The 21,663-nt window shown below is 59.1% G+C and carries 18 protein-coding genes; 5 read left to right on the forward strand and 13 right to left on the reverse strand.

Translation table 11 applies throughout. The features are described from left to right. The first annotated feature begins 96 nt into the window (after nt 1-96). Complete coding sequence (gene sepH, locus AC1EJ1_RS04065; protein WP_285014243.1) at nt 97-1,167, forward strand: septation protein SepH; 1,071 nt, start codon at nt 97-99, stop codon at nt 1,165-1,167. Here sepH and AC1EJ1_RS04070 read toward each other — a convergent pair. Further along, nucleotides 1,164-2,261, reverse strand: coding sequence for an alkaline phosphatase family protein (locus AC1EJ1_RS04070; RefSeq protein WP_285014245.1), 1,098 nt, complete (start codon nt 2,259-2,261; stop codon nt 1,164-1,166). The genes sepH and AC1EJ1_RS04070 overlap by 4 nt on opposite strands. Then, entirely contained in the window at nt 2,251-2,796 is a 546-nt protein-coding gene (locus tag AC1EJ1_RS04075; protein WP_285014247.1) for a DUF5998 family protein, read from the reverse strand. Before AC1EJ1_RS04075 ends, AC1EJ1_RS04070 begins: the two co-directional genes overlap by 11 nt. Nucleotides 2,797-2,864: 68 nt before the next feature. Between AC1EJ1_RS04075 and AC1EJ1_RS04080 the strand changes: the two genes are divergently transcribed. Next, nucleotides 2,865-5,312: a DNA gyrase/topoisomerase IV subunit A gene (locus AC1EJ1_RS04080; RefSeq protein ID WP_285014249.1), complete on the forward strand. Its 2,448-nt coding sequence runs from the start codon at nt 2,865-2,867 to the stop codon at nt 5,310-5,312. Here AC1EJ1_RS04080 and AC1EJ1_RS04085 read toward each other — a convergent pair. The 3 genes from AC1EJ1_RS04085 to AC1EJ1_RS04095 are packed head-to-tail and all read right to left on the reverse strand — an operon-like array spanning nt 5,309 to nt 9,563. After that, entirely contained in the window at nt 5,309-6,355 is a 1,047-nt protein-coding gene (locus AC1EJ1_RS04085) for a GNAT family N-acetyltransferase (RefSeq protein WP_070726565.1), read from the reverse strand. The two genes, AC1EJ1_RS04080 and AC1EJ1_RS04085, sit on opposite strands and share 4 nt — an antisense overlap. Nucleotides 6,356-6,372: 17 nt before the next feature. Next, on the reverse strand, nt 6,373-7,392 hold the full coding sequence (locus tag AC1EJ1_RS04090; RefSeq protein WP_070726562.1) for a GNAT family N-acetyltransferase: 1,020 nt from the start codon (nt 7,390-7,392) through the stop codon (nt 6,373-6,375). Nucleotides 7,393-7,442: 50 nt separating this feature from the next. Next, nucleotides 7,443-9,563 (reverse strand): DNA gyrase/topoisomerase IV subunit B, encoded by a 2,121-nt coding sequence (locus tag AC1EJ1_RS04095; protein WP_480295352.1) that lies wholly within the window; start codon nt 9,561-9,563, stop codon nt 7,443-7,445. Nucleotides 9,564-9,668: 105 nt separating this feature from the next. Between AC1EJ1_RS04095 and AC1EJ1_RS04100 the strand changes: the two genes are divergently transcribed. Next, complete coding sequence (locus AC1EJ1_RS04100; RefSeq protein ID WP_285014253.1) at nt 9,669-9,884, forward strand: DUF7455 domain-containing protein; 216 nt, start codon at nt 9,669-9,671, stop codon at nt 9,882-9,884. Here the strand turns inward: AC1EJ1_RS04100 and AC1EJ1_RS04105 are convergent. The 4 genes from AC1EJ1_RS04105 to AC1EJ1_RS04120 all read right to left on the reverse strand — a co-directional run bounded on the left by AC1EJ1_RS04105 (nt 9,875) and on the right by AC1EJ1_RS04120 (nt 14,704). Beyond that, nucleotides 9,875-11,341: a Na+/H+ antiporter NhaC family protein gene (locus tag AC1EJ1_RS04105; RefSeq protein WP_285014254.1), complete on the reverse strand. Its 1,467-nt coding sequence runs from the start codon at nt 11,339-11,341 to the stop codon at nt 9,875-9,877. The two genes, AC1EJ1_RS04100 and AC1EJ1_RS04105, sit on opposite strands and share 10 nt — an antisense overlap. Nucleotides 11,342-11,366: 25 nt before the next feature. Further along, entirely contained in the window at nt 11,367-12,725 is a 1,359-nt protein-coding gene (locus AC1EJ1_RS04110; protein ID WP_285014256.1) for an alpha-L-fucosidase, read from the reverse strand. 5 nt (nt 12,726-12,730) lie between these two features. Continuing rightward, complete coding sequence (locus tag AC1EJ1_RS04115) at nt 12,731-14,254, reverse strand: RNA polymerase sigma factor (protein ID WP_480295353.1); 1,524 nt, start codon at nt 14,252-14,254, stop codon at nt 12,731-12,733. 63 nt (nt 14,255-14,317) lie between these two features. Beyond that, nucleotides 14,318-14,704, reverse strand: a complete 387-nt coding sequence (locus tag AC1EJ1_RS04120; RefSeq protein WP_058236560.1) for a universal stress protein — start codon at nt 14,702-14,704, stop codon at nt 14,318-14,320. 67 nt (nt 14,705-14,771) lie between these two features. Between AC1EJ1_RS04120 and AC1EJ1_RS04125 the strand changes: the two genes are divergently transcribed. Next, the gene (locus AC1EJ1_RS04125) at nt 14,772-15,812 is read left to right on the forward strand and encodes a polyprenyl synthetase family protein (protein ID WP_285014260.1); all 1,041 of its coding nucleotides are present in this window, start codon (nt 14,772-14,774) and stop codon (nt 15,810-15,812) included. Here AC1EJ1_RS04125 and AC1EJ1_RS04130 read toward each other — a convergent pair. Beyond that, complete coding sequence (locus AC1EJ1_RS04130; protein ID WP_285014261.1) at nt 15,796-16,146, reverse strand: Rv2175c family DNA-binding protein; 351 nt, start codon at nt 16,144-16,146, stop codon at nt 15,796-15,798. The two genes, AC1EJ1_RS04125 and AC1EJ1_RS04130, sit on opposite strands and share 17 nt — an antisense overlap. A gap of 186 nt (nt 16,147-16,332) precedes the next feature. On the opposite strand from AC1EJ1_RS04130, the gene pknB reads away from it, so the two are divergent. Further along, entirely contained in the window at nt 16,333-18,216 is a 1,884-nt protein-coding gene (pknB, locus tag AC1EJ1_RS04135) for a Stk1 family PASTA domain-containing Ser/Thr kinase (protein WP_285014329.1), read from the forward strand. On the opposite strand, the gene AC1EJ1_RS04140 is transcribed toward pknB, so the two are convergent. From AC1EJ1_RS04140 to AC1EJ1_RS04150, 3 genes are read right to left on the reverse strand one after another with little or no spacing between them, the layout of a single operon-like run. After that, nucleotides 18,213-19,562 carry a class II 3-deoxy-7-phosphoheptulonate synthase gene (locus tag AC1EJ1_RS04140; protein WP_285014263.1) on the reverse strand — a complete coding sequence of 450 codons (1,350 nt, stop codon included), beginning with the start codon at nt 19,560-19,562 and terminating at the stop codon, nt 18,213-18,215. The genes pknB and AC1EJ1_RS04140 overlap by 4 nt on opposite strands. Before the next feature lie 2 nt (nt 19,563-19,564). Beyond that, entirely contained in the window at nt 19,565-20,782 is a 1,218-nt protein-coding gene (locus AC1EJ1_RS04145) for a pyrophosphate--fructose-6-phosphate 1-phosphotransferase (protein ID WP_285014265.1), read from the reverse strand. 38 nt (nt 20,783-20,820) lie between these two features. Continuing rightward, entirely contained in the window at nt 20,821-21,618 is a 798-nt protein-coding gene (locus AC1EJ1_RS04150; RefSeq protein WP_285014267.1) for a lysophospholipid acyltransferase family protein, read from the reverse strand. Between the last annotated feature and the right edge of the window lie 45 nt (nt 21,619-21,663).

Genomic DNA, 21,663 nt, shown 5'->3' on the forward strand with positions numbered 1-21,663 from the left:
TTTTATTCCGATCGTTTACTAGACACGCGCGCCAAGCGCCACCGATCTTCACTCTTCTTTGAGACGATTTCAATCAGATGTATTCGGGAGGTTTTCATGATCGATCTTGAGCTGCTCGGTGTCGGCAGTGACAATGAATCGCTGATTTTCACCGACGCAGACGGTGAACGTTACCGCGTGGCAGTCACTGACGAATTGCGCGCGTCAGTTCGCCGTGGACGCCCCCGAGTTGAACCCATCCAATCCAGGGCTCTGCGTCCGCGTGACATTCAGGCACTCCTGCGCTCAGGCATGTCAGCATCAGAAATCGCCGCTGAATACGATACGGATATCGCGCTGATTGAGCGTTTCGAAGCACCGATCGACGCAGAAAAAGCGTGGGCCATTCAGCGTGCACGCGAATCGCATGTGGGTGGCGAAAAGGATTCACCTCTGATGGGTGACCTCGTTGTCGACCGCTTGGCGGCTCGCGGAGTGGATCCCGAATCAATCATCTGGTCAGCCAGGCGTGAGCAGGACGGCCCGTGGGAAGTCTTCGTGACGTTCATTCAGGGCGCAGCCGAACACGCCGCACATTGGCGCATGGATCATTCCGAATCCAGCGCGGAAGCAATCGATCAGGAAGCCCGGTGGCTCACCGAGAACGCCACTCCATCTTCCCCTGTCTCTGCTGTCTTCACTCCCCTGCATCCCGAAGATGACAACGAGCCGGCTCCCACGCCGGTCAATGACGAGCTGCTCGACCAGCTCAACGCTCAGCGCGGCAAGCGTCAGGAAATTGTGATCGACGGTGAAGGTGACGACACTGAGGATCCAGATGAGCGCGTCCAGCGCGATTCACTGTCAGCGCGCATTTACTCCCTGGCTCGCTCACGCACGCACACGACAGAACCTGAACCGATGGAGACCGGAGTGATCGACCCCCACGATGATGACATCGTGACCGAAACACCCGACGAAGAGGCACCCTCGACGGCGCCGGGGACCTCCCGGGATCTGTGGAGTTCCGTGATGGCAACGCCCACCGCCGAACAGCCCGACGAGCCGCAAACCTCGGCGCTTCCCGGCATGGAAGACCTTGAGCCAAAGGCTGAAGCACCAAAGAAAAACACGCGTCGCCGCTCGGTACCCAGTTGGGATGAGATCGTTTTCGGCTCGAAATCCTAAGCGAGCCGCACGACCGGCACCATCATTTCAGCCTCGGTCATTGACCCATGCACCCCGATCAGCGCCATTGCGCCCTCACTTTGCACACGAGAATCCACAATGCCGTACCTGCCGCGCGACATCACCATCGCATCACCGACAACCTGCACGCCTGGCCCCTCACCTATCACGCCTGGTAACGCGTCCGCCGGCACGATCCAGGCACGCTCACCCAGATATTCCTCCCACCGGGCGAGGACTTCCGCGGCTCGACCCGGCTGCGCGTGCAGGTGAACCGAGCGTGTTTCACCCGCGATCAGCTCGACCCCCTCGCGCAATTCAGGCGTGTGCGCCACGTCGATCAGATCATCGGGGTGCACATCCACCATTCCGTGATCAGCGGTGAGCATCACGGCGATTCGATCGGCCGAACGCATATGAGAAATGCGCGTCAGCAGATGCCCGATACCCGCATCGAACTCTTCAAGCGCGCGGCGCCACTGCTCGGAATTGACGCCATGCCTGTGGCCCTCGTGGTCGATATCTGACCAGTAGAAATAGACGATGCGGGTGCCTGCCTGCAGTTCGCACATTGCAGCGTCAATGCGCTCCTGCATCGATACCGCGCCCACATGACGCGCCCCGCGCAACGCGGCCAGAGTCAGACCTGAGCCGGCAAAGCTCGGAGGTGAAATCACAGCTGAGGACACTGAGCGATCTGCCAGGCGCTCGAAATGGGTGGGTACTTCCTGCCAGACTGTCGGATCCGGTCCGTTCTCGAAGGCCAGCAGATTCATTGCCCTGCCCCGATACGCCACCGAGTATCCCACCATACGCGTGGCGCCAGGGGGCGCTCCCGTCGCGAATGAGGTGATCGCTGCGGCTGTTGTCGAGGGAACAGTGGTGAAAGCCTGCTCGATCTCATCGCGGTATCCGCGCAGCACGCTCGCATGGCCGAAGTGATCCGCCAGCGGCACCGCCCCCAGACCATCAGCCAGGATCACCACCATCTGCTCATACGACCGTCCCACACCGTCGATCCACCGGCCCAAGACGTCAGTGATGCGCAGATCGCTCGGACCAGGCAGGTGCGGGTCGCCCTCGTTAATGCGCATGATTCCCCTTGATGACCTGGAGCGTCGCGTCGACGAATCGTTCAGCATTGGCGAGGGCGGCCTCGCCATCAGCGGCGGCCGAAAAACGCATCGAGAAATCCTCCGGGAAGGTGTGGACGGTGAAGCCGTGGTCAGCGGTGCACTGCGGGTCATCGCACTGGTTGAGCTCCACTTCACCGCGACGCTGACTGCCGCAGTTGATCGCCATGGTCAGCTCGCTCAGCTGACTGCCGCCATCATGGATCGCGTCGGTTACAACCTCAGTGAGTGAAGCTCCGTGGATGCGAGTGGTCGGGGTGATGATCGTGTTCGTCATGGCGCCACCCCGGTCCAGTTCGTCAACGTGGATCTGGATCAACGTGGTCGGTGTCAGAACGGCAACCGTGAGGTGGCGGAACATGCTGGAACGGTCAAACGCCGCCTCCAGCTGAGACACCATAGCCAGCGGTTCTTCGTCGCCGAGAATGCGATCCAAGGCGCGTATCACGAGGGACGGATAGAAGCCGTGCTGCCGGATTGAAGCGTGTGTGTCCATTCTCCAATTGTGCCTTGTTGCGGCGTGGGAAGCGTCTTTCCACAGGTGGTTCGCGGCACAATGCGAACATGCGACGCACGACCACGCCTCGTTTGGAGGACTTTGAAGAATCCATCTCTGAGATTGATGTCTCCGAAGAAATGCGGGGGTCGTTCCTCGAATACGCGTACTCGGTGATCTATGCGCGCGCACTGCCTGATGCCCGTGACGGACTCAAGCCCGTCCAGCGACGCATTCTGTACCAGATGGAACAGATGGGACTGCGGCCCGACAAGGGCCATGTCAAGTCTCAGCGCGTTGTGGGTGAAGTGATGGGTAAGCTCCACCCGCACGGAGATTCCGCTATCTACGACGCGCTGGTGCGTCTGGCGCAGTCGTTTAACCTGCGGGTTCCCCTCGTCGATGGTCACGGTAACTTCGGTTCACTCGATGACGGGCCGGCAGCCCCTCGATACACCGAAGCACGCCTGGCTCCTGCCGCGCTGGATCTGACGGCAGGCCTGGACGAGGACACCGTTGACTTCGTTCCCAACTATGACAACCAGTTCATGCAGCCGGACGTATTGCCCGCCGGTTTCCCACAGCTGCTTGTCAATGGCTCGTCCGGCATTGCCGTCGGCATGGCGACCAACATTGCACCGCACAATCTGGGTGAAGCTATTGCCGCGTGCATCTACCTGCTCGACAATCCGGATGCCACCGTCGATGACCTGATGCGCTACGTGCCCGGACCGGACTTGCCTGAAGGCGGCGTCATCGTAGGGTTGGACGGAATCCGCGAAGCCTACGAGACCGGTCGCGGATCTTTTAAGACCCGCGCGAAAGTGTCGATTGAACGTGTCACTGCCCGCAAGCGCGGACTGGTGATCACGGAGCTGCCCTACATGGTCGGCCCTGAACGTGTCATGGAGAAAATCAAGGACAGCGTTTCCTCTGGCAAACTCAAGGGAATTTCCGCGGTTCAAAACCTCACGGATCGTCACCACGGCTTGCGTCTGGTCGTTGAAATCAAAAATGGTTTCAACCCCGAGGCCGTCCTCATGCAACTGTACAAGCGCACGCCCCTGGAGGAATCGTTCGCTGTCAACGCCGTCGCGCTGGTACACGGGCAGCCTCAGACAATGTCGCTCAAGGCAATGCTGCAGGTCTTTATCGACCATCGCATCGAGGTCACCACGCGTCGCAGCCGCTTCCGCGTGGACAAATGGCAAGAGCGCCTGCACCTGGTTGAAGGCCTGCTGATCGCGATCGCCGATATTGATGACGTTATCGCCATTATCCGTTCATCCGACGACGTCGACTCAGCGCGCCAGCGCCTCATGATGGCCTTTGATCTGAGTGAAGCGCAGGCCAATTACATTCTGGAATTGCGCCTGCGACGCCTGACGAAATTCTCGCGCATCGAACTGGAAGCTGAGCGTGATGACTTGCGCGCGAAAATCGCTGAACTCGAAGAAGTCCTCGGCTCCGATGAGCTGCTGCGCGACATGGTCAAATCAGATCTGCAGGAAGTGTCCGCCCGCCTGAGCACTCCTCGGCGCACATTACTGCTCGCATCGGCCGGCGAGGGCGACACCGTTTTGGCTGCATCTGCTCCGCAGAGTGGATCATCATCTGCCCCTGCTCTTGAGATACCGGACGAGCCGTGCGTGGTGGTGCTGACGGCAACTGGCGGACTGGCCCGGGTGGAGGGCGGTGACGTGCTCGAACGCGGCGCGCGTGCCAGTTTCGATGGCTGGAAGATGCAGATCCCGACGACCACCCGCTCACAGGTGGCCGTGGTGATGAGCGATGGTGTTGCGCACCGCATCGATGTCGTGGACTTGCCCGGACTGCCGCGCTTTGACACCGGCTTGTCCTTCGCTGCGGCAACACCTGCCGGACTGCTTGTGCACTCTGAGGAAACGCCCGTTGGGTTGATCGATCCGACCGGCGACGCAATCATGGCGATGGGCACGGCGCACGGCGTGGTCAAGCGTCTGCGCCCTGACGTGCTGCAACGCGATTCGTGGGAGGTTATTTCGCTGGACGAGGGCGACCACCTGGTTGGCTTCGATGTGTGCGACGACTCAGACGAAATCGCATTCGTCACCTCAGATGCTCACTTGCTGCGCATCGATGCGTCGAAGGTACGTCCGCAGGGACGAACCGGCGGTGGTGTTGCTGGCATCAAGCTGGCAGCAGATGCCGAGGTGATCGGCTTATGGGTCGTTGCTGATCCGAGTGAAGCGTGCGTGGTCACGGTTGCGGGAGCTGAAGGCGCACTGCCCGGCACCGGTCAGACAACCGTCAAGGTCAGCCCCTTTGAGGTCTTCCCGATGAAGGGCCGCGGCACGCAAGGCGTTCGCGCGCACCGTTTCCTGCGTGGAGAAGCACGCCTGGACACTGCGTGGGTCGGGCCTCGCCCGCCTCGGGCAGCTTCAGCGAACGGTCAGCCCACGGACCTACCCGAGCTTGATGAGCGTCGCGACGGCTCCGGCCAGCCCATCAAGCACGCGATCGCAACAATCGGTTAGACATCCAAGGCGTACAGCCGAGATTCGCCCACCACGTGAAAACCAAGCCCGTCGTAGACGGCCAGTGCTCCTGAGTGGTTAGCCGATCCCAGTCCGGCTCCCGTCTTATCCATGTCGTCGTCTTTTTGCGCACGCATGGAGGCAATGATCAACGCCTCGACAACGCCGGCATTACGCCACTTTTCGAGCACTCCCATCTGGTCGATGTACCCTTCTGACCATCCCAGTGCCGCCCAGTCCTGTTCGTAGCGCGAGGCCAACAGGAAACCCGCCACCTGCGGGCGGTCACCTGAACGGTCGAGGGCGACAAACGACCACTGCGGCGCGAACGCGGTGCGCCCCATCAGCCACTGCTCCATTGACTGAGGGGGCCTCCCCCATTCCTGGTCAGCCAGACGGTTAGCGGCACGGCGAACCGGGTCCTCCCACATGTCATCCCACGGGGCGACCTGCAGGTAGGCGTTCAACTCCGGCATCTGCGGCACTGATTCCAAATCTGCGCGCAGTTCAAAATACGTGTTCGACCAGTGGTAGTCGAGTTCACGCAGGTGTTCCTCGAGTTCCTCGTGCCCCATATCCACGTGCGTCACGATACGACCGATGACATCACTGTCAGGCGTGTCCATGCCGGTTTCGACGTGCGGAACATGAACTCCCACGGGTTCATCGTCCGGTAATTCCTTGCGCTCCGCGAGGACACGGAGTATCTCGGTCGAGGTGCGGGTTTGCCATTCGATGAGCGAGCGGCCAATGCCTCGGCGGCGAAAATCCGGGTGAACGCCGCCCTGGCACACGCACTCAGGCACACCCACGAAACGCGTGGTGATAATCGAGAATGCGACATACGTGCCTGTCTCATTGAGCTCGCCAATGACGCCACGCCACTTGGACATGTTGGACAGCAACTCGACAATTTCGTCGAGGCTTGTGCGGTATGGAGGATCGTCGACACGCTCAATGCATGCAATCAGATCGGCCAGTGCGACAGCATGATCAGGCGTGAGAGCTCTCCATGTCACGATGTCCGAGTCGCGCTCAACCACTGCTGCCTCCTTCTGATCTAGTGCTCAATCGCATACACAACTTCCGCTCGCTCGTCCACGAACCCGTAATGCTCGTAGATCTCGTGAGCATGTGACGCGTTGTGTGTGTCCACATCCAGACCGAAACGCGTCATCCCCGCGCGGGACGCCGCCACGATCGCGGTGCGCAGCAGCAAGCCCGCCAAACCGTGCCCGCGGTGATCCGGGTTGACCCCTAACAGTGTCGCATACGCTTCCTTGCGTCCCTCCAGGACCCATCTCAGATCAGGCCTGCCAACAGTCAGATAGCCTGCAAGTTCACCGGAAGGGGAAAGCGCCAGGCATGACCATGATGGAACCAGTTCATCCATTGCCTCGTTCCACCACTGCTCGCGAAAATGCGGCCAGAAGTGAGCGGTAAAGACATCCATGTGGAGCGCTTTGACCTGTTCGGTCGGCACCGAGCCCCACGGAACAATCGTGTAGCCGTCGCGCGGGGTGGGCAGCTGCTCGGAGCCTTCAAGCTCGCGGTACATAAGCTGGAATGTGCGGCAGGCGTAATAGCCTGCGGCGATGTAGAGCCTACGGCGATCCGTCATATGCGAATCGACACCGTTGGCGATGTAGGCGGGCGCATCCGAATCGGCCCCGAAGTGTTCGACCAGCATCTGGCGGGCACGTGCGTCCTGCCAGTACAACAGTGAGCGGCCGATGCCTCGCCCTCGCCAATGCGGATGAACGAACGCGTTGACGATGGCTGTGGCCACGCCGTCGAGGTTACCCATGACACGAACAGATGCAATGGCAACAATCGTGCGCTGCGCATCCAATCCGACGATGACGTCCAGCCAGTCGGTTTCCGTGCAGCCGGCGATCATATCCGCAACGTCGCGAAGCGACGTGCGGTGGATGGCATGGTCATGATCTTCGATTTCGAGGATCAGTCGATACACGGCGGGACCGTCCTGAGGAAGAATCGAACGCCATCGAAGTCCCAAGTGAGGACCCGGGTAAGAAGCCTGTGCAGGTGGACAGACTCGATCAGCCAAACCAGTCATATCTCTACTTTACCGAGACTTCAGTCCTATTCAGAATCGGATGAGCTGGCTCACGCGTCAATTCGCTCACGATCAACCTGATGTGCACCCTCGACGATGAAGTCACGCCGCGGGGCAACCACCGACCCCATGAGCAATTCGAACACGTCCTCAGCTTCACGCAATGCCTCTTCGTCGGCCAGCGTGACACGTCGAAGGGAACGGTGACGCGGATCCATCGTGGTTTCAGCCAACTGGTCAGCATCCATCTCGCCCAGGCCCTTGTAACGCTGAATAGGTTCCTTCCATGTGCGCCGCACTTTCCTGAGCTCACGCAGTGTGCTGTGCAGTTCCTCTTCGGAATAGGTGTACACGTAATCTCGTGGCTTCTTGCCGTGTGCGGGCAGCTCGATGCGATGCAGCGGCGGCACGGCCGCGTACACTCGCCCGCTTTCCACCATCGGACGCATGTAGCGGAAAAAGAGCGTCAGGAGCAGCGTGCGGATGTGCGCGCCATCGACGTCCGCATCCGTCATGAGGATGACTTTGCCGTACCGTGCCTGGTCAATGTCGAATGTGCGGCCGGAGCCAGCACCGATGACCTGGATAATGTTCGCGCATTCAGCATTGGAGAGCATCTCAGCAGTCGATGCTTTCTGCGTGTTGAGGATCTTGCCACGAATGGGGAACAGTGCCTGGAAGCGTGAATCTCGCGCCGCTTTCGCGGTGCCCAGTGCCGAGTCGCCCTCGACGATGAACAGCTCGCAGTGCTCGACATCTTCGGAGCGGCAGTCTGCCAGCTTGGCAGGCAGGGACGATGTTTCAAGAGCGTTCTTGCGCCGCGAAATTTCCTTGTGAACACGCGCCGACACGCGCGCCTTCATCTCACCCACGACTTTCTCAGCCAGAGCCTGCACCTGTTGCTTCACGTCGCGCTTACTGGATTTCAACGTGGATTCCAGAGCGTCGGTCACCACGCGGTTGACGACGGTGCGGATCTGCGGAGTACCCAAAACTTCCTTGGTCTGGCCTTCAAATTGCGGCTCGGGGAATCGCACAGTCACCACAGCGGACAGCCCCGCCATGACATCGTCCTTCTCCAGGCGACCGTCCTTGGCCGTCACTTTCAGGCGGCGCGCGTTCTTCTCAACGTGGGCGCGCATCACTTTCAACAGTGCCTGGTCGAAACCGGCCAGATGAGTGCCGCCTTTCGGTGTGGCAATAATGTTGACGAAAGACTGCACCTGAGTGTCGTAGCCAATTCCCCACCTCAATGCGCAATCCACCTGGCAGGTGCGCTCCACTTCGACAGGTGCGAGGTGTCCGGTGTCAGGATCGAGTTGCTGGACGGTTTCGTTATAGGTTCCCTCGCCGGTGACATGCCACGTTGCAGTGACAGGCCCATCGGTGGAAAGCCAGTCAACGAAGTCAACGACGCCGCCGTCAAAACGGAATTCTTCGTGCAGCGGTTCGCCGTCCTCGTTAGTGGTGCGCTCATCCCAGCAGGCGATCGTCAGGCCGGGAACGAGGAACGCGGTCTGGCGTGCGCGGGCAATCAGGTTGTCCCACGAAAAGCCTTCAGAGGAAGGAAAGATCTGAAAATCTGCCCAGAAACGCACGCGCGTGCCTGTCACACCGCGCTTGACTTTAGCGACAGTTTGCAGGCGCGAGGATTGCGTATAGGGGCTGAACGGTGAGTTCGGGGTGCGCTGGCGCGAATCATCAAACTCCCCTGGCTCGCCGCGTCTGAAGCACATCTGATAGGTCTTCGAGGAGCGGTCGACCTGCACATCCATACGTGCGGATAAGGCGTTGACGACAGATGCGCCCACGCCGTGCAAACCGCCGGACGAGGCGTAGGAGCCGCCGCCGAACTTACCGCCTGCGTGCAGCTTCGTGTACACCACTTCCACGCCGGACAAGCCAACTGACGGAACCGTGTCGACAGGGACGCCTCGACCATTGTCGTGGACGGATGCGGAATGATCCGGGTGCAAGCGCACTTCGATGCGGTCACAGTACCCTTCAAGCGCTTCATCGACTGCGTTATCGATGATTTCCCACAGGCAGTGCATCAACCCCCTGTGATCGGTGGATCCGATATACATGCCGGGGCGTTTGCGCACAGCTTCCAGTCCCTCCAGGACTGACAGGTGCCGTGCGGAATAGGTTGAAGCGTCTGAACTCACCACCCTATTTTAGGGTGCAGCACCGCAAGCTCCTGGATTGCACCGCCGAGATTGTGCCACTGGCGAAAGAAGATGCACGGCGAGCGACCGGTGTGCTGTGATGGAACCATGAACGCAGCGACACTGACACGACCAGACACGACGGAACCGACATTGCGCGCAGTAGACCGATGCGACGCATGCGGCGCCCGTGCATGGGTGCGCGTCACTATGGCCTCAGGGCCACTCCTGTTCTGCGCACACCACGCTCGCCTTCACATGGACGCCCTGCGGGATTCCGCACTGCGCATCGACGACGAGCGCCACCTGATGGATCAGTCCTGACGCTGCTTGACCTTCTTCGCACCGTAGAAACATCCGATACCGGTAATCGCCAGCAACGGTGCCACGATGAAGTTGGTGATCTGAAGGAACATGAACCCAACGTAGCTTGAATAGGCCACTCCAAGGGTTGCCACCATGTAGACCCCGGTTGTCGTCCAGGGAAGCATGGGCTCAATAAATGTCCCATAGTCCTCAATTGAACGCGACAGGACTTTTCGTGGAATTCCAGCCTCGTCGTATTTCGTTCCGAATGCATTACCGACAATAAAGGCCGTTGCATATTGGTTGGATGAGAAGCCGTTGATGAAAGCTGACGACAACAGTGACGCGATGATGACTCCAGATCGGCTTCGGATTCCTTTAAAGGCCTTGTGAACAACGGTTTCCATTGCATTGATAACGTCCATGGAACCAATGAACATAAATACGCTCAACGTGATAAGCACGGCAGATGCCATCGAGTACAAGCCGCCACGTTCAACGATTGCAAGTGCTTGCTCAGTCAGGTTTGTCCCGCCGTCCGCAAGCATGGTGCCTTCGAAACCTTTCATCAGTGTCTTGATGACGCTTGTGAATGACACTTTCTGAACGAACAGAGCGATCGGCACAGCGGACGCGATGGAGAACAGAAGCGTCGGGAGGGGTGGCTTGCGCCAGATTGCGCCCCCGATAATCACAAGGATGGGTATCAAAGCAAGGACGTTAAACGAAAATGATTCGGCCAGAGATTGGGCGACTGGTCCTGTCAGTTCGTCAATGTTGGCATCCTGACTTGCTGGCTGAACAAGGCCCAGGACACCGTAGAGCACGGCGGCAACGATGTATGACGGCCCTGTCGTATTCAGCATTGATCGGACGTGGTCATACACCGGTATGCCCGCGCCCATCGCTGCCATGTTCGTCGTATCCGACAGCGGCGACATCTTGTCACCGAAATAGGCTCCGCCAATGATTGCGGCTGCCAGAGGGCCCAGGTTTGCACCTGTGGCAACGCCGACGCTCATGACCACCACGCCAATTGTGCCGACTGACCCCCACGAAGTACCTGTTGCCAGTGAGAACACGGAGGTGATCAGGAATGCGACCAGATAGATCCACGTGGGATTAATGATGAGCATCCCGTAATACACCAGCATCGGGATGGTGCCGGATGCTGTCCACGATCCAATCAGGACGCCGATCGCCATCAACATCCAGATTGCCGGCAGGGCCGTACGGGTGCGTTCGGCCATCGCAGGAATAATGTCATCGAATGTATAACCCAAATAGAAAAGCAGGCACCACATGCACAGAGCGCCGCTCAAGAACGTGAATTCAAGTGGCCATGAATCCAAATCAAAGACCAATGGGCCAATGACCATTCCCCATAAAATCAGTACGACTAGGAGAATAATCGGTGCCAATGCATGCCAGAATTTCAGGGGCCGTTTGCGTTTCGGGGATATAGGGGTACTCATTCTTACTCCTTAGGGCACGCGACATTTACGCGTAAAATATACGAATTACCCCCGGACACTCATGAGCTCCACTCTCCGGCGCGCTGCATTTCAACGTGCTGCCATGAATGGAAATGTCGAGTTTTTGACCGCTTGTGTCGTCTTCGACTTTTAGAATCGAGCGTCCTAAAGGCATCAATATCGTAACTGACTCCCCTGCCCGATACAAATCAGCATCCACTAGACAATACACCACTGATTCTTTTGGATTGTGCGTCAACCAGGCCTCTTGATTTTCAGCAGTTTTCCATTCAGAAGTCGGAAGCGTGTCATAAATGGCTTTACCGTGCAGATCGAGCCACTCACCAATTTGGACTAAGCGTTCCTGTTGAATCACTGGGATTCTTCCGTCAGCTGTTGGTCCCACATTCAGCAGAAGATTACCGCCAGCGGAAACTGTTTGAGCCAGTAAAGTAACAAGCTGACGAGCTGTCGCATAATCTTCAATGTTTTCAGCCCTGTTGAATCCATATGATCCGCCGATTCCTCGGCTTTCTTCCCACGGGTGCCTGGTGCCGAATCCGTCAATATCCTGATATTCAGTTGAAAACACGTCACCGTGCCGGCCTGGCATTCCTTTGAACATGCGGTCGTTGACAACAACGTCCGCGCGATTAGGAGCTTGCGTGTACAACCATTGGAGCAGTTCGCGTGCATGTGAGTACTCTTCGGAAAGATCCCATTCGCCGCCATCAGTGTAGATAACCGAAGGCGAATAGCGTTCGTTGAGTTCTTTCCATTGAGGAATGAGGATTTCATCTGGATACTTGTCCTCATCTATACCAAACCGTTCGGCATCGCGCTGCGGAATGAAGAATCCTCCGTTAACCCTGTGGGACCGATGGGTTTCCCACTCAATCATGGAGTAGTACAGCCCCATCCGCATTCCGCGTTCCCGTACCGCCTGAGTCAGTTCCCCGAGTATGTCGCGGCGCGGACCCACCTCACCCGCATTCCACTCGTGTTTGTTCCGATTCGCCGTGGGCCACATGCAGAAGCCGTCATGATGCTTGGAAGTCAGCACCACATATCGGGCGCCAGCTCGAGCAAAAAGACCAGCCCATGCAGTCGGGTCAAAAAGCTCAGCGCGGAAATTCTGGACAAAATCCCGGTAAGTCGCATCCCCATACATGCGCTGGTGGAAGTCACCGTCAGCGTTACGGTACGGCCCATATACGCTTGCGTAATACCACTCAGCGTACGAGCCGAACTGTTCATTTGACAGTGTCCTCCACGCAGGGACAGAGAAGACGCCCCAGTGGATGAAAATCCCGAACTTAGCTGCTGAATACCATGCAGGAATCGGACGAGCATCAAGCTCATCCCACGTCTGAAACGCAGTCATGCGTCCTAGTCTAGATAATCACGCAGCACTTGTGAGCGGGACGGGTGACGCAGCTTGGACATCGTCTTGGATTCGATCTGACGGATACGTTCACGCGTCACGCCGTACACCTTACCGATTTCGTCCAGAGTCTTCGGCTGGCCGTCACCCAGTCCGAAGCGCATCGACACGACGCCAGCTTCACGCTCCGACAACGTATCGAGGACGCGGTGGAGCTGTTCCTGCAGCAGCGTGAAGGAAACGGCATCGGCTGGAACGACCGCTTCGGAGTCTTCAATGAGGTCTCCGAATTCTGAGTCGCCATCTTCACCCAGAGGTGTGTGCAGTGAAATCGGCTCACGACCGTACTTCTGAACCTCGACAACCTTCTCCGGCGTCATATCCAGCTCTTTGGCCAATTCTTCCGGGGTAGGTTCGCGGCCCAGATCCTGCAGCATCTGACGCTGGACGCGGGCCAGCTTGTTGATGACTTCCACCATGTGAACCGGGATGCGGATCGTGCGCGCCTGGTCAGCCATCGCTCGGGTGATAGCCTGACGGATCCACCACGTGGCATACGTGGAGAACTTATAGCCCTTCGTGTAATCGAACTTCTCGACCGCACGGATCAGACCGAGGTTTCCTTCCTGGATCAGATCCAGGAACTGCATCCCACGGCCCGTGTATCGCTTGGCCAGTGAGACCACCAGACGCAAATTAGCTTCCAGCAGGTGGTTCTTGGCGTTCTGGCCGTCCTGTGCAATGAAGTGGAGCTCACGACGCGCCTTCGACGTCATCGTGTCCGACTCGTTCTTGAGCTTGTATTCGGCGTACAGGCCGGCTTCAATGCGCCGTGCCAGGTCCACCTCCTGCTCCGCGTTCAGCAGGGAGACTTTACCGATCTGCTTGAGGTAGTCCTTGACCGGATCGGCAGTAGCGCCTGCCACGGTGACTTTCTGGACAGGCTCATCGGTCTCATCAGAGTCGGATACGACAAACCCGCCGCGCGTATGGATGCCCTGAGAGGTGCGCTCCCGCAGATCCGCGGCAGCCCCTTTCGCGTCGTCCTCGTCCTCCTCTTCAGGCTCATTGTCTGATTCGGATGAATCGTCCGAATCATCATCCGCCTCATCGACGTCGATTTCTTCCTCGTTGCTCAGATCAATGTTCGAGTCATCAATGTCGTCATCTTCAGGCATCTCTTCTTCTTCGTCGTGCGCCTGAACCGATTTCCTGGGCTTCTCATTGGTCTTCTTGATGGCGGTGCGCTTCGACGTTGTGGACTTCCTGGCAGCGCTCTTACGGGTCGTCGTCTTCTTCGCAGTCGCGTGCTTCTTAGTCGTCTTCTTCGCAGTCGCGGGCTTTTTAGCGGTCGCTGACTTCTTAGCAGTTGTCGTCTTTTTGGCAGTTGTGCTCTTTTTTTTCTTTGCGGTCGACTTCGACTGAGGCGCGGCCTTCTTCGAGTCGCTTGACGCGGCCGTTTCGGCCGTTGCCTTCTTGGGGCGGGTTGCGCTCACGCTGATTCCCTTCCTCAGATCTGCTTCATACACTGGTGTGAAAGAACCTGAACCATTATAATCCGTCCCCGACAAAACGCCCGTTGGACACAATAATCACCGATGTGTAGTGGTCGTTACCACTGGGCACGGGGCATCCAGCAAGATGCGCGAGGCATTCGGGCCGACCGTGGTGCGCCCGGACCCGCCCGGCCGAAGCCCCAGCACAATCAAGTCGGCCGAAATTTCCTCTGCCGCATCCAAGACCGCGTCGGCTACTTCCTGCTCATGCTGCGTGTGGCGGATTTCAAAGGGAATGTCGGCATGGCGCAGATGCGACCACAACAGCTCCTCGGCATCTTCAGCGGTGCGGGCGTCATCTTCACTTTCTCGACGTGCCAACACCACGACCACAGATGTACGCCTGACATCAGCGAGCCTCAACGCTTCCTGCAAAGCTGCTTCCGATTCACGGTTACCGTGATAGCTCAACACAATTGCCATATCGGTCAATCCTTTGTTCCAGCGGATGTTTGTATCTTAGAAGCACTTCATTCGATACGCTTGGCGCATGGAGAATCTCACAGTAGGCGACATGGTGGAGCGCATTGGAGACCACACCCAAGCCGCGCTCACCGACCTGATCAACACCCTCGGCCCCACCCAGGAGCCGGCTGACGCCCTCGTTACTGCCGCACGTGACGCCATCGCAGGTGGGAAGCGTTTGCGTGGCCTGTGGGTCATGTTGGGGTATGCGCTCGCCACTGGTCGCGCGTGGGGTGACTGTGATGATTCGATTGCGCGCCTGGCAGGTGCCGCCGAGCTCTACCAAGCGTCCGCACTGGCTCACGACGATCTGATCGACCATGCACAGACTCGACGAGGGCGCCCCACCGCTCACGTTGTTTTCGCGCAGATGCATCGAGACCAGGGGTGGACCGGGGATGCCGGCGAATTTGGAACAGCTGGCGCACTTCTGGTGGGCGATTTCCTGCTCTCGGCCGCTGACTTTACGGCGACACGGGTTGCGAATCCAGCCGTGTTACGCCAGCTCACGCTCATGCATGCTGAAGTCGCCCTCGGCCAGTACCTCGATATCGTCAACGAGCAGCCGGCACTGGACCATTTCGACCTGGACGTCATCATGGAAGTTATCCGCCGCAAGTCAGCACGCTACTCGGTTGTGCACCCCACGGTCCTCGGATTGCTTGCCGGCGGCCGGGCAGACATGGTCGAAGCAGTGCAGCGCGTCATCGAACCGTGGGGCATTGCGTTCCAACTGCGCGACGATGAGCTCGGAGTGTTCGGTGACCCCCAGACCACCGGAAAACCGGCAGGCGGAGACCTGATCGAAGGTAAACGAACGGCACTGCTGGCTTTGACATGGGAGCACGCATCAGCCGAGCAGCGCCATGCGATCGCCACACTGATTGGCAGCCCCGACGGCGTAATCGATCTTCAAGGCATCATCGAGCAGGTCGGGCGACAGCCCCACGAACAGCTTATTGACACAGTGACGCAGCAGGGGCGCGATGCACTGGCCGCACTTGGTGAGCACTCGCGCACACTCCTGAGCGAAATGGAGCCGATGCTGACTACCAGGCGAGCATAGAGGCGATGGCGTTCACCCTGTGCTGACGCCCTTCGAGGAGGGCCTGCATCGGAGTCTGACCCAGCTCAGCTTCGGGCGTATACAGCCAGGCCACAGCTTCCTGGGGGCTGAAGCCGCCATCAGCCAGCACGGTCAGCGTGCCGGGCAGCGTGTCCAGCGGCTCCCACTTGCCTTCGGACTTGACGATGATCTCGCGCGGAATGGCAGGTTTGCCGTCTTCTCCGGGCACCGTGAACAGGATGCGGTCACGCACCAGTTGCTTGATTCGGCGCGGTTCAATACCCAGCAGTTGTGCAGCATCGTCCACGCTGATGAGGTCAGTAGGCTCGTTCATGGTCGCTAGCCTAGATGATCGTGCGGCCTTTGGGTGGCGTCTCATCGGGCGCGCCGCAGTCGTATGTAGCCGGCATCCCGTACAATCCAAGACGTGAGTACCAGAAACACAGATGAGAAAGCGTCGTCAGAACCTGACGCGCCATCTTCTGATACCCACGAAACAGTGACTGACCCGCTCATCGGGATGCTCGTCGACCAGCGCTACCGCATCGACCGCAAACTTGCGCGCGGCGGGATGGCAACTGTTTACATCGCGCACGATGAGCGACTGGACCGTCCCATCGCCCTGAAAGTCATGCATCCGCACCTGGCAGAGTCCGCCGACTTCGTCGCCCGCTTCAGACGCGAAGCCCGCGCCGCTGCACGCATCATCCATCCCGGCGTTGTCTCCGTTTTTGACCAGGGCATCGTGCACGGGCAGGGATTCCTCGTCATGGAACTCGTGAGCGGTCCGAATCTACGCACGCTGCTCAACTCGCAGGGCGCCTTCACTCTCTCGCAGGCACTGCGCTACACGCAGGAAATCCTTGACGCTCTGCACGCCGCGCATCGTGTCGGCGTTGTCCACCGCGACATGAAACCGGAAAACGTCCTCATCTCTGAGGACTCGCACGTGCGCGTCACAGACTTCGGCCTGGCACGTGCGGCATCCGAAGTATCGATGTCCACCACTGGTTCCATGCTCGGCACCGTCGCCTACATGGCTCCTGAAATTGCAACCACCGGTCACACCGATGCGCGCACCGACATCTACTCCGTTGGCATGATGCTCTACGAGATGGTCGTGGGCCACGTGCCCTGGGATGGCGCGCCCGCCATGAAAATGGCGTACTCCCATGTCAACGAGGATGTTCCCTCCCCATCTGAAGAGTGTTCGTGGCTTCCTACCGAGATCGATGAACTGGTCGCCACGCTCGCTGCCCGCGACCCGGCAGAACGTCCCCGGGATGCGCGCGACGCACTGGAACTGGTGGCACGGGTGCGCGCCTCCCTGCCGTCCGATCTTGCCGAGCGTCGCGCCGATGTCCAGCCGGTGCAGTCCGGCCAGCCCACGGCACCCATCGAGTTTCACGCGGTCACGACAGCGCTACCTGGCGGCGTCCTCACGCCCTCGTCACAAACCGTCGTCAAAGCATCGGGATCGCTGCCGCGTACCGACCGGCCACACAAGAAGTCGCGTTCGCGTTTGAAAACCGTCATCGCTCTGCTGGCCGTGCTGCTGATCGTCGGATCGGGTGGCGGCTGGTGGTGGTGGAGCCAGTACGGGCCAGGATCCTATCTGACGATGCCGCAAACTGACGGCCGCGCCGTCAAAGCCGTTCAGTCAGAACTCGAAGCTCTGGGATTATCGTCCACGCTCAATGAAGAATTTTCAGATGACGTCAAGAACGGGTTGATCATTCGATCCGATCCGGCCAGCGGGTCGCAGATCCATAAGGACGGCGAGGTCTCCCTCGTCGTTTCCAAAGGTGTGGATATGCGCGCTGTGCCGCAACTGGTAGGCCTGAGTGCGGACCAGGCTCGTGGGGCACTGACCAACGCCGGATTGGCCGCAGGGACAGTGAGCGAGGAATACTCAGATTCCGTTGCCAAGGGACAGGTGATCTCACAATCAGAGGAGGCTGCCGCACAGGTGCGCCACGACACGGCGGTTGATTTCGTCGTGTCGAAAGGTCGTGAGCCGATCACGGTTCCAGACCTAGCGGGAATGACTGGCGAGGAGGCGCGCGCTGCCGTTGAAGAAGCGGGCCTGGCTGCTGAATCCACATCGCAACATTCGGACACCGTGCCCGAAGGCCAGATCATTTCTCAGTCAGCTGAGGCCGGATCGACATTGCTGCGCGGTGACACGCTGTCATTTGTTGTCTCGGAAGGTCCCGAACTGGTCGAGGTTCCCGACCTGGTGGGCAAGCAGCTCGATCAGGCTGAAAAGACGCTGCGCGATGCCGGGTTCAAAGTGGAGGTCAACAAGATCCTCGGCGGCATTTTCGGCACCGTGCGCTCCACCGACCCCGGGAGCGGACAGATGATCCCGAAGGGATCGACTGTCACGATCACCGTTGTCTAGCGCAGCAGTTCAGCCACCTGGAACGCCATTTCCAGGGATTGCTGGTGGTTGAGGCGCGGATCAACCAGGGTTTCGTAGCGGTCCTTGAGGGACTGTTCATCCAGATGCTCGGAGCCGCCGATAATTTCAGTGACGTCATCACCGGTGAGCTCCACATGGATGCCGCCGGGAACTGTTCCGGCTGCGTCGTGAACCTCGAAGAACCCGCGTACCTCGTCCATGATCGTTTCGAACTGGCGGGTCTTCAGGCCTGTTGAGGACGTGATCGTGTTACCGTGCATCGGGTCGGTTGTCCAGATCACCGGACGGCCATCAGTTTTCACCGCTTCCACAAGAGGTGGAAGCGCATCGCGAATATGTTTCGACCCCATGCGGGCGATGAACGTCAATCGTCCAGGTTCGCCGTCAGGATTGAGGCGGTCGATCAGTGCAATGGCCTCTTCAGGGGTTGTGGTCGGCCCCAGCTTCACCCCCAGAGGATTGCGCACATGTGAGAGCAGCTCGACGTGCGCGCCTTGCGGGTCTCGCGTGCGCTCCCCCACCCACAGGAAGTGGCCGGACGTGTCGTACAGGTCGCCGGTTCGTGAATCTACGCGCGTCATCGCTGCTTCATATTCGAGCAGCAACGCTTCGTGGGAGGAGAACAGGTCGACCTGTCGCAGCGACTCGAAGTCAGCTCCGGCTGCCTCCATGAACTTCACGGCGCGATGGATCTCCGAGGCCAGCGATTCGTAGCGCGCATACGCCGGGTTGGACGTGAAGCCGCGGTTCCAGTGGTGGACCAAGCGCAGATCAGCGTAGCCACCTTTCGTGAAGGCGCGAATCAGGTTGAATGTGGCGGCAGCATGCTGGTAGGTGCCCAGCAGTCGACCGGGGTCGGGTGTGCGCGCCTCTTCGGTGAATTCAAACGAGTTCACCGCATCGCCGCGATACGACGGCAGGGTCACGTCACCGCGCTTTTCGATATCCGATGAACGAGGCTTGGCGTACTGCCCTGCGATACGGCCAATTTTAATGACCGGCAGCGAGGCTCCATACGTCAGGACAACGGCCATCTGCAGGATCGTCTGGATCTTGAGGCGAAGGTGATCAGCAGTGGACTCTGCGAAGGTTTCCGCGCAGTCACCACCAGTGAGCACAAAAGCTTCGCCGCGTCCGGCAGCGGCCAGTTCGTCACGCAGGTCATCCACCTCGCCAGCAAAGACGAGGGGCGGGCGACTGCGCAGTTCAGCGGTCACCGCGCGCAGCGCGTGTTCATCTGGATAGTGCGGTTGCTGGAGGGAGGGATACTGTCTCCACGTATTCCACCCTCCAGCAACCGGTTCGAGCTCTTCAGGCTGTCGCATACTTACATCTGCGTCGGCGCCAGTGGCTGTCCGATACGATCCATCAGATCAACGAACCACTGCTGGGAGATATCGAAGGGCTTGCCACCCTTGATGCGCGGAAAGGCGATGGCGCACAGACGATCGTCGTTTTCCTCATCGTGACCGATCACGCCGGATTCGCCGCGCAGTGCGCACTCGACGGCAAGGTCTGTCATCGACTGGATCAGACGCAGGTCGTCCTGGTTTGCGCGAGCTGAACGTGAGAAGTATCCGGACTTTTGTACCATGACCTTCTCAGCTCCCAGTCGGTCAGCAAACTGCTTGGCGAACCACTGTCCGGGGTTGATTTCATCAAGGCGCACATGACCGAACGGGTCGCGCGCCACTTCTTCGCCACGTTCTTCCATTTCAGCGACGATTTCACGCACGCCGGCTCCTTCAGACAGGAAGATATTGACATTGCCCTGCTTGTCCATGATGGCGCGCAGGCGGTCGGCTTCCTCGTCAAGGTCGATTGCCATTTCAGGAACGAAGATCGCGTGGATTGACCAGTGTTCCTTGCTCAGTCCCAGCGACGGCACCCATTCCTGCTGGTCGAGCCACTCGGTGTACTTGCGTGAAGCGGCTGCTGTCAGCCATCCGCAGTTACGGCCCATGACCTCGTGGATGATCAGCATGCGTGGTCCCACTCGGTTCTCACCGATGATGTTCTGCGCGAAGATCGAGGCCTGCTCAGCGGCGGTCCAGGCGCCCAGTGACTGACGGATCGGAACCACGTCGTTGTCGATGGTCTTCGGCAGGCCGACAACCGTCAAGTCGTAGTCGTGATCGTGCAGATACTGCGCCAGATCGGCGGCGGTCGTGTTCGTGTCGTCACCGCCAATGGTGTGCAGAACGTCAACATGGTCCTTGCGCAGCTGCTCGGCCGCAACCTGAAGCGGGTCGTCGCCTTCCTTGACCAGGCCACGCTCGACCAAGTTCTTCGCATTGGTCAACTTGACGCGCGAGTTGCCGATCGGTGAACCGCCGAAACGGTGAAGGATGCCGGCCTTCCTGCGGGCCTCCTCGTCGACGACAACGTAGTTGCCAGTCAGCAGCCCGTGGTAGCCGTGCTGGTACGCGATGATTTCAATGGACGGATCAATATCGGTATAACGCTGGATGAGCCCACCAACAGCCGACGACAGGCACGGGGCAAAACCACCAGCAGTGAGCAAAGCTACTCGACGAACCGACATGGCGCAAACACCTTTCAGACGATGAAAACTGAACGTCTCTAGTCTACGGGATCGTCAGATGAATCCTCTGGGCGTTTCGGCACAGACACGTCGGGAGCCGTGCGCCCGCCCGGACCTGTCCGACCGTTCGAGGGCACAGGCCCATCAAAATTCCCCTCCTGCGCGAGCTGCGCTTTCCGGTCGGCTGCGTACATGTCAACGTATTCCTGGCCCGACAGCAGCATGATGTTGTACATGATTTCATCGGTGATAGCGCGCAGAACGTAGCGGTCTCGGTCAAGTCCGCGGTAACGCGAAAAGTCGAGCGGCTCACCAATGACCATTCCGATGTTTTCACGCGAAGGGATCCGCTGCCCAATGGGTTGCGCATCGTGCGTGCCGATCATGGCCACTGGGATGACCGGCGCCCCGGAAATCAGTGTTAAACGGGCCACACCTGTCTTACCGCGGTAAAGACGCCCGTCAGGGCTGCGGGTCCCCTCGGGATAGATACCGAACAGTTCCCCTTCCTTCAGGCGGTCTACACCGGCCTGCAGCGCGGCTTCCGACGCTCGCCCACCAGAGCGGTCAACTGGGATCGTGCCGACTGCGCGCATGAACTCCTTGGTAGCCCATCCTTTGAAACCGGTGCCGGTAAAGTAGTCGGCCTTCCCCATGAACACCACTTCGCGGTCAATCATGAGCGGCAGAAACACTGAATCCCACACAGCGTTGTGGTTAGACGCCAAAATCGCGGGCCCCTCGCTGGGGATATTCTCCTCTCCGCGAATCCACGGTTTGTATGCGGTGCGAAGAATCGGACCACCGGCAAATTTCAATGTCTGATAGAAAGCCACGAATCCTCCTGGCATCTGCGATGGGCAATCAACCGACTAGGATCC

The organism is Pauljensenia sp. C0170B4 (genome assembly GCF_056590235.1).

Coding starts and splice junctions, on each gene's coding strand:
- AC1EJ1_RS04110 (WP_285014256.1), bottom strand. CDS start 12,725: ATGACTGCGTTTCAGACGTGGGATGAGCTTGATGCTCGTCCGATTCCT.
- AC1EJ1_RS04145 (WP_285014265.1), bottom strand. CDS start 20,782: ATGTCGGTTCGTCGAGTAGCTTTGCTCACTGCTGGTGGTTTTGCCCCG.
- pknB (WP_285014329.1), top strand. CDS start 16,333: ATGCTCGTCGACCAGCGCTACCGCATCGACCGCAAACTTGCGCGCGGC.
- AC1EJ1_RS04140 (WP_285014263.1), bottom strand. CDS start 19,562: ATGCGACAGCCTGAAGAGCTCGAACCGGTTGCTGGAGGGTGGAATACG.
- AC1EJ1_RS04070 (WP_285014245.1), bottom strand. CDS start 2,261: ATGCGCATTAACGAGGGCGACCCGCACCTGCCTGGTCCGAGCGATCTG.
- AC1EJ1_RS04075 (WP_285014247.1), bottom strand. CDS start 2,796: ATGGACACACACGCTTCAATCCGGCAGCACGGCTTCTATCCGTCCCTC.
- AC1EJ1_RS04120 (WP_058236560.1), bottom strand. CDS start 14,704: ATGGCAATTGTGTTGAGCTATCACGGTAACCGTGAATCGGAAGCAGCT.
- AC1EJ1_RS04130 (WP_285014261.1), bottom strand. CDS start 16,146: ATGAACGAGCCTACTGACCTCATCAGCGTGGACGATGCTGCACAACTG.
- AC1EJ1_RS04125 (WP_285014260.1), top strand. CDS start 14,772: ATGGAGAATCTCACAGTAGGCGACATGGTGGAGCGCATTGGAGACCAC.
- AC1EJ1_RS04080 (WP_285014249.1), top strand. CDS start 2,865: ATGCGACGCACGACCACGCCTCGTTTGGAGGACTTTGAAGAATCCATC.
- AC1EJ1_RS04100 (WP_285014253.1), top strand. CDS start 9,669: ATGAACGCAGCGACACTGACACGACCAGACACGACGGAACCGACATTG.
- AC1EJ1_RS04090 (WP_070726562.1), bottom strand. CDS start 7,392: ATGACTGGTTTGGCTGATCGAGTCTGTCCACCTGCACAGGCTTCTTAC.
- sepH (WP_285014243.1), top strand. CDS start 97: ATGATCGATCTTGAGCTGCTCGGTGTCGGCAGTGACAATGAATCGCTG.
- AC1EJ1_RS04105 (WP_285014254.1), bottom strand. CDS start 11,341: ATGAGTACCCCTATATCCCCGAAACGCAAACGGCCCCTGAAATTCTGG.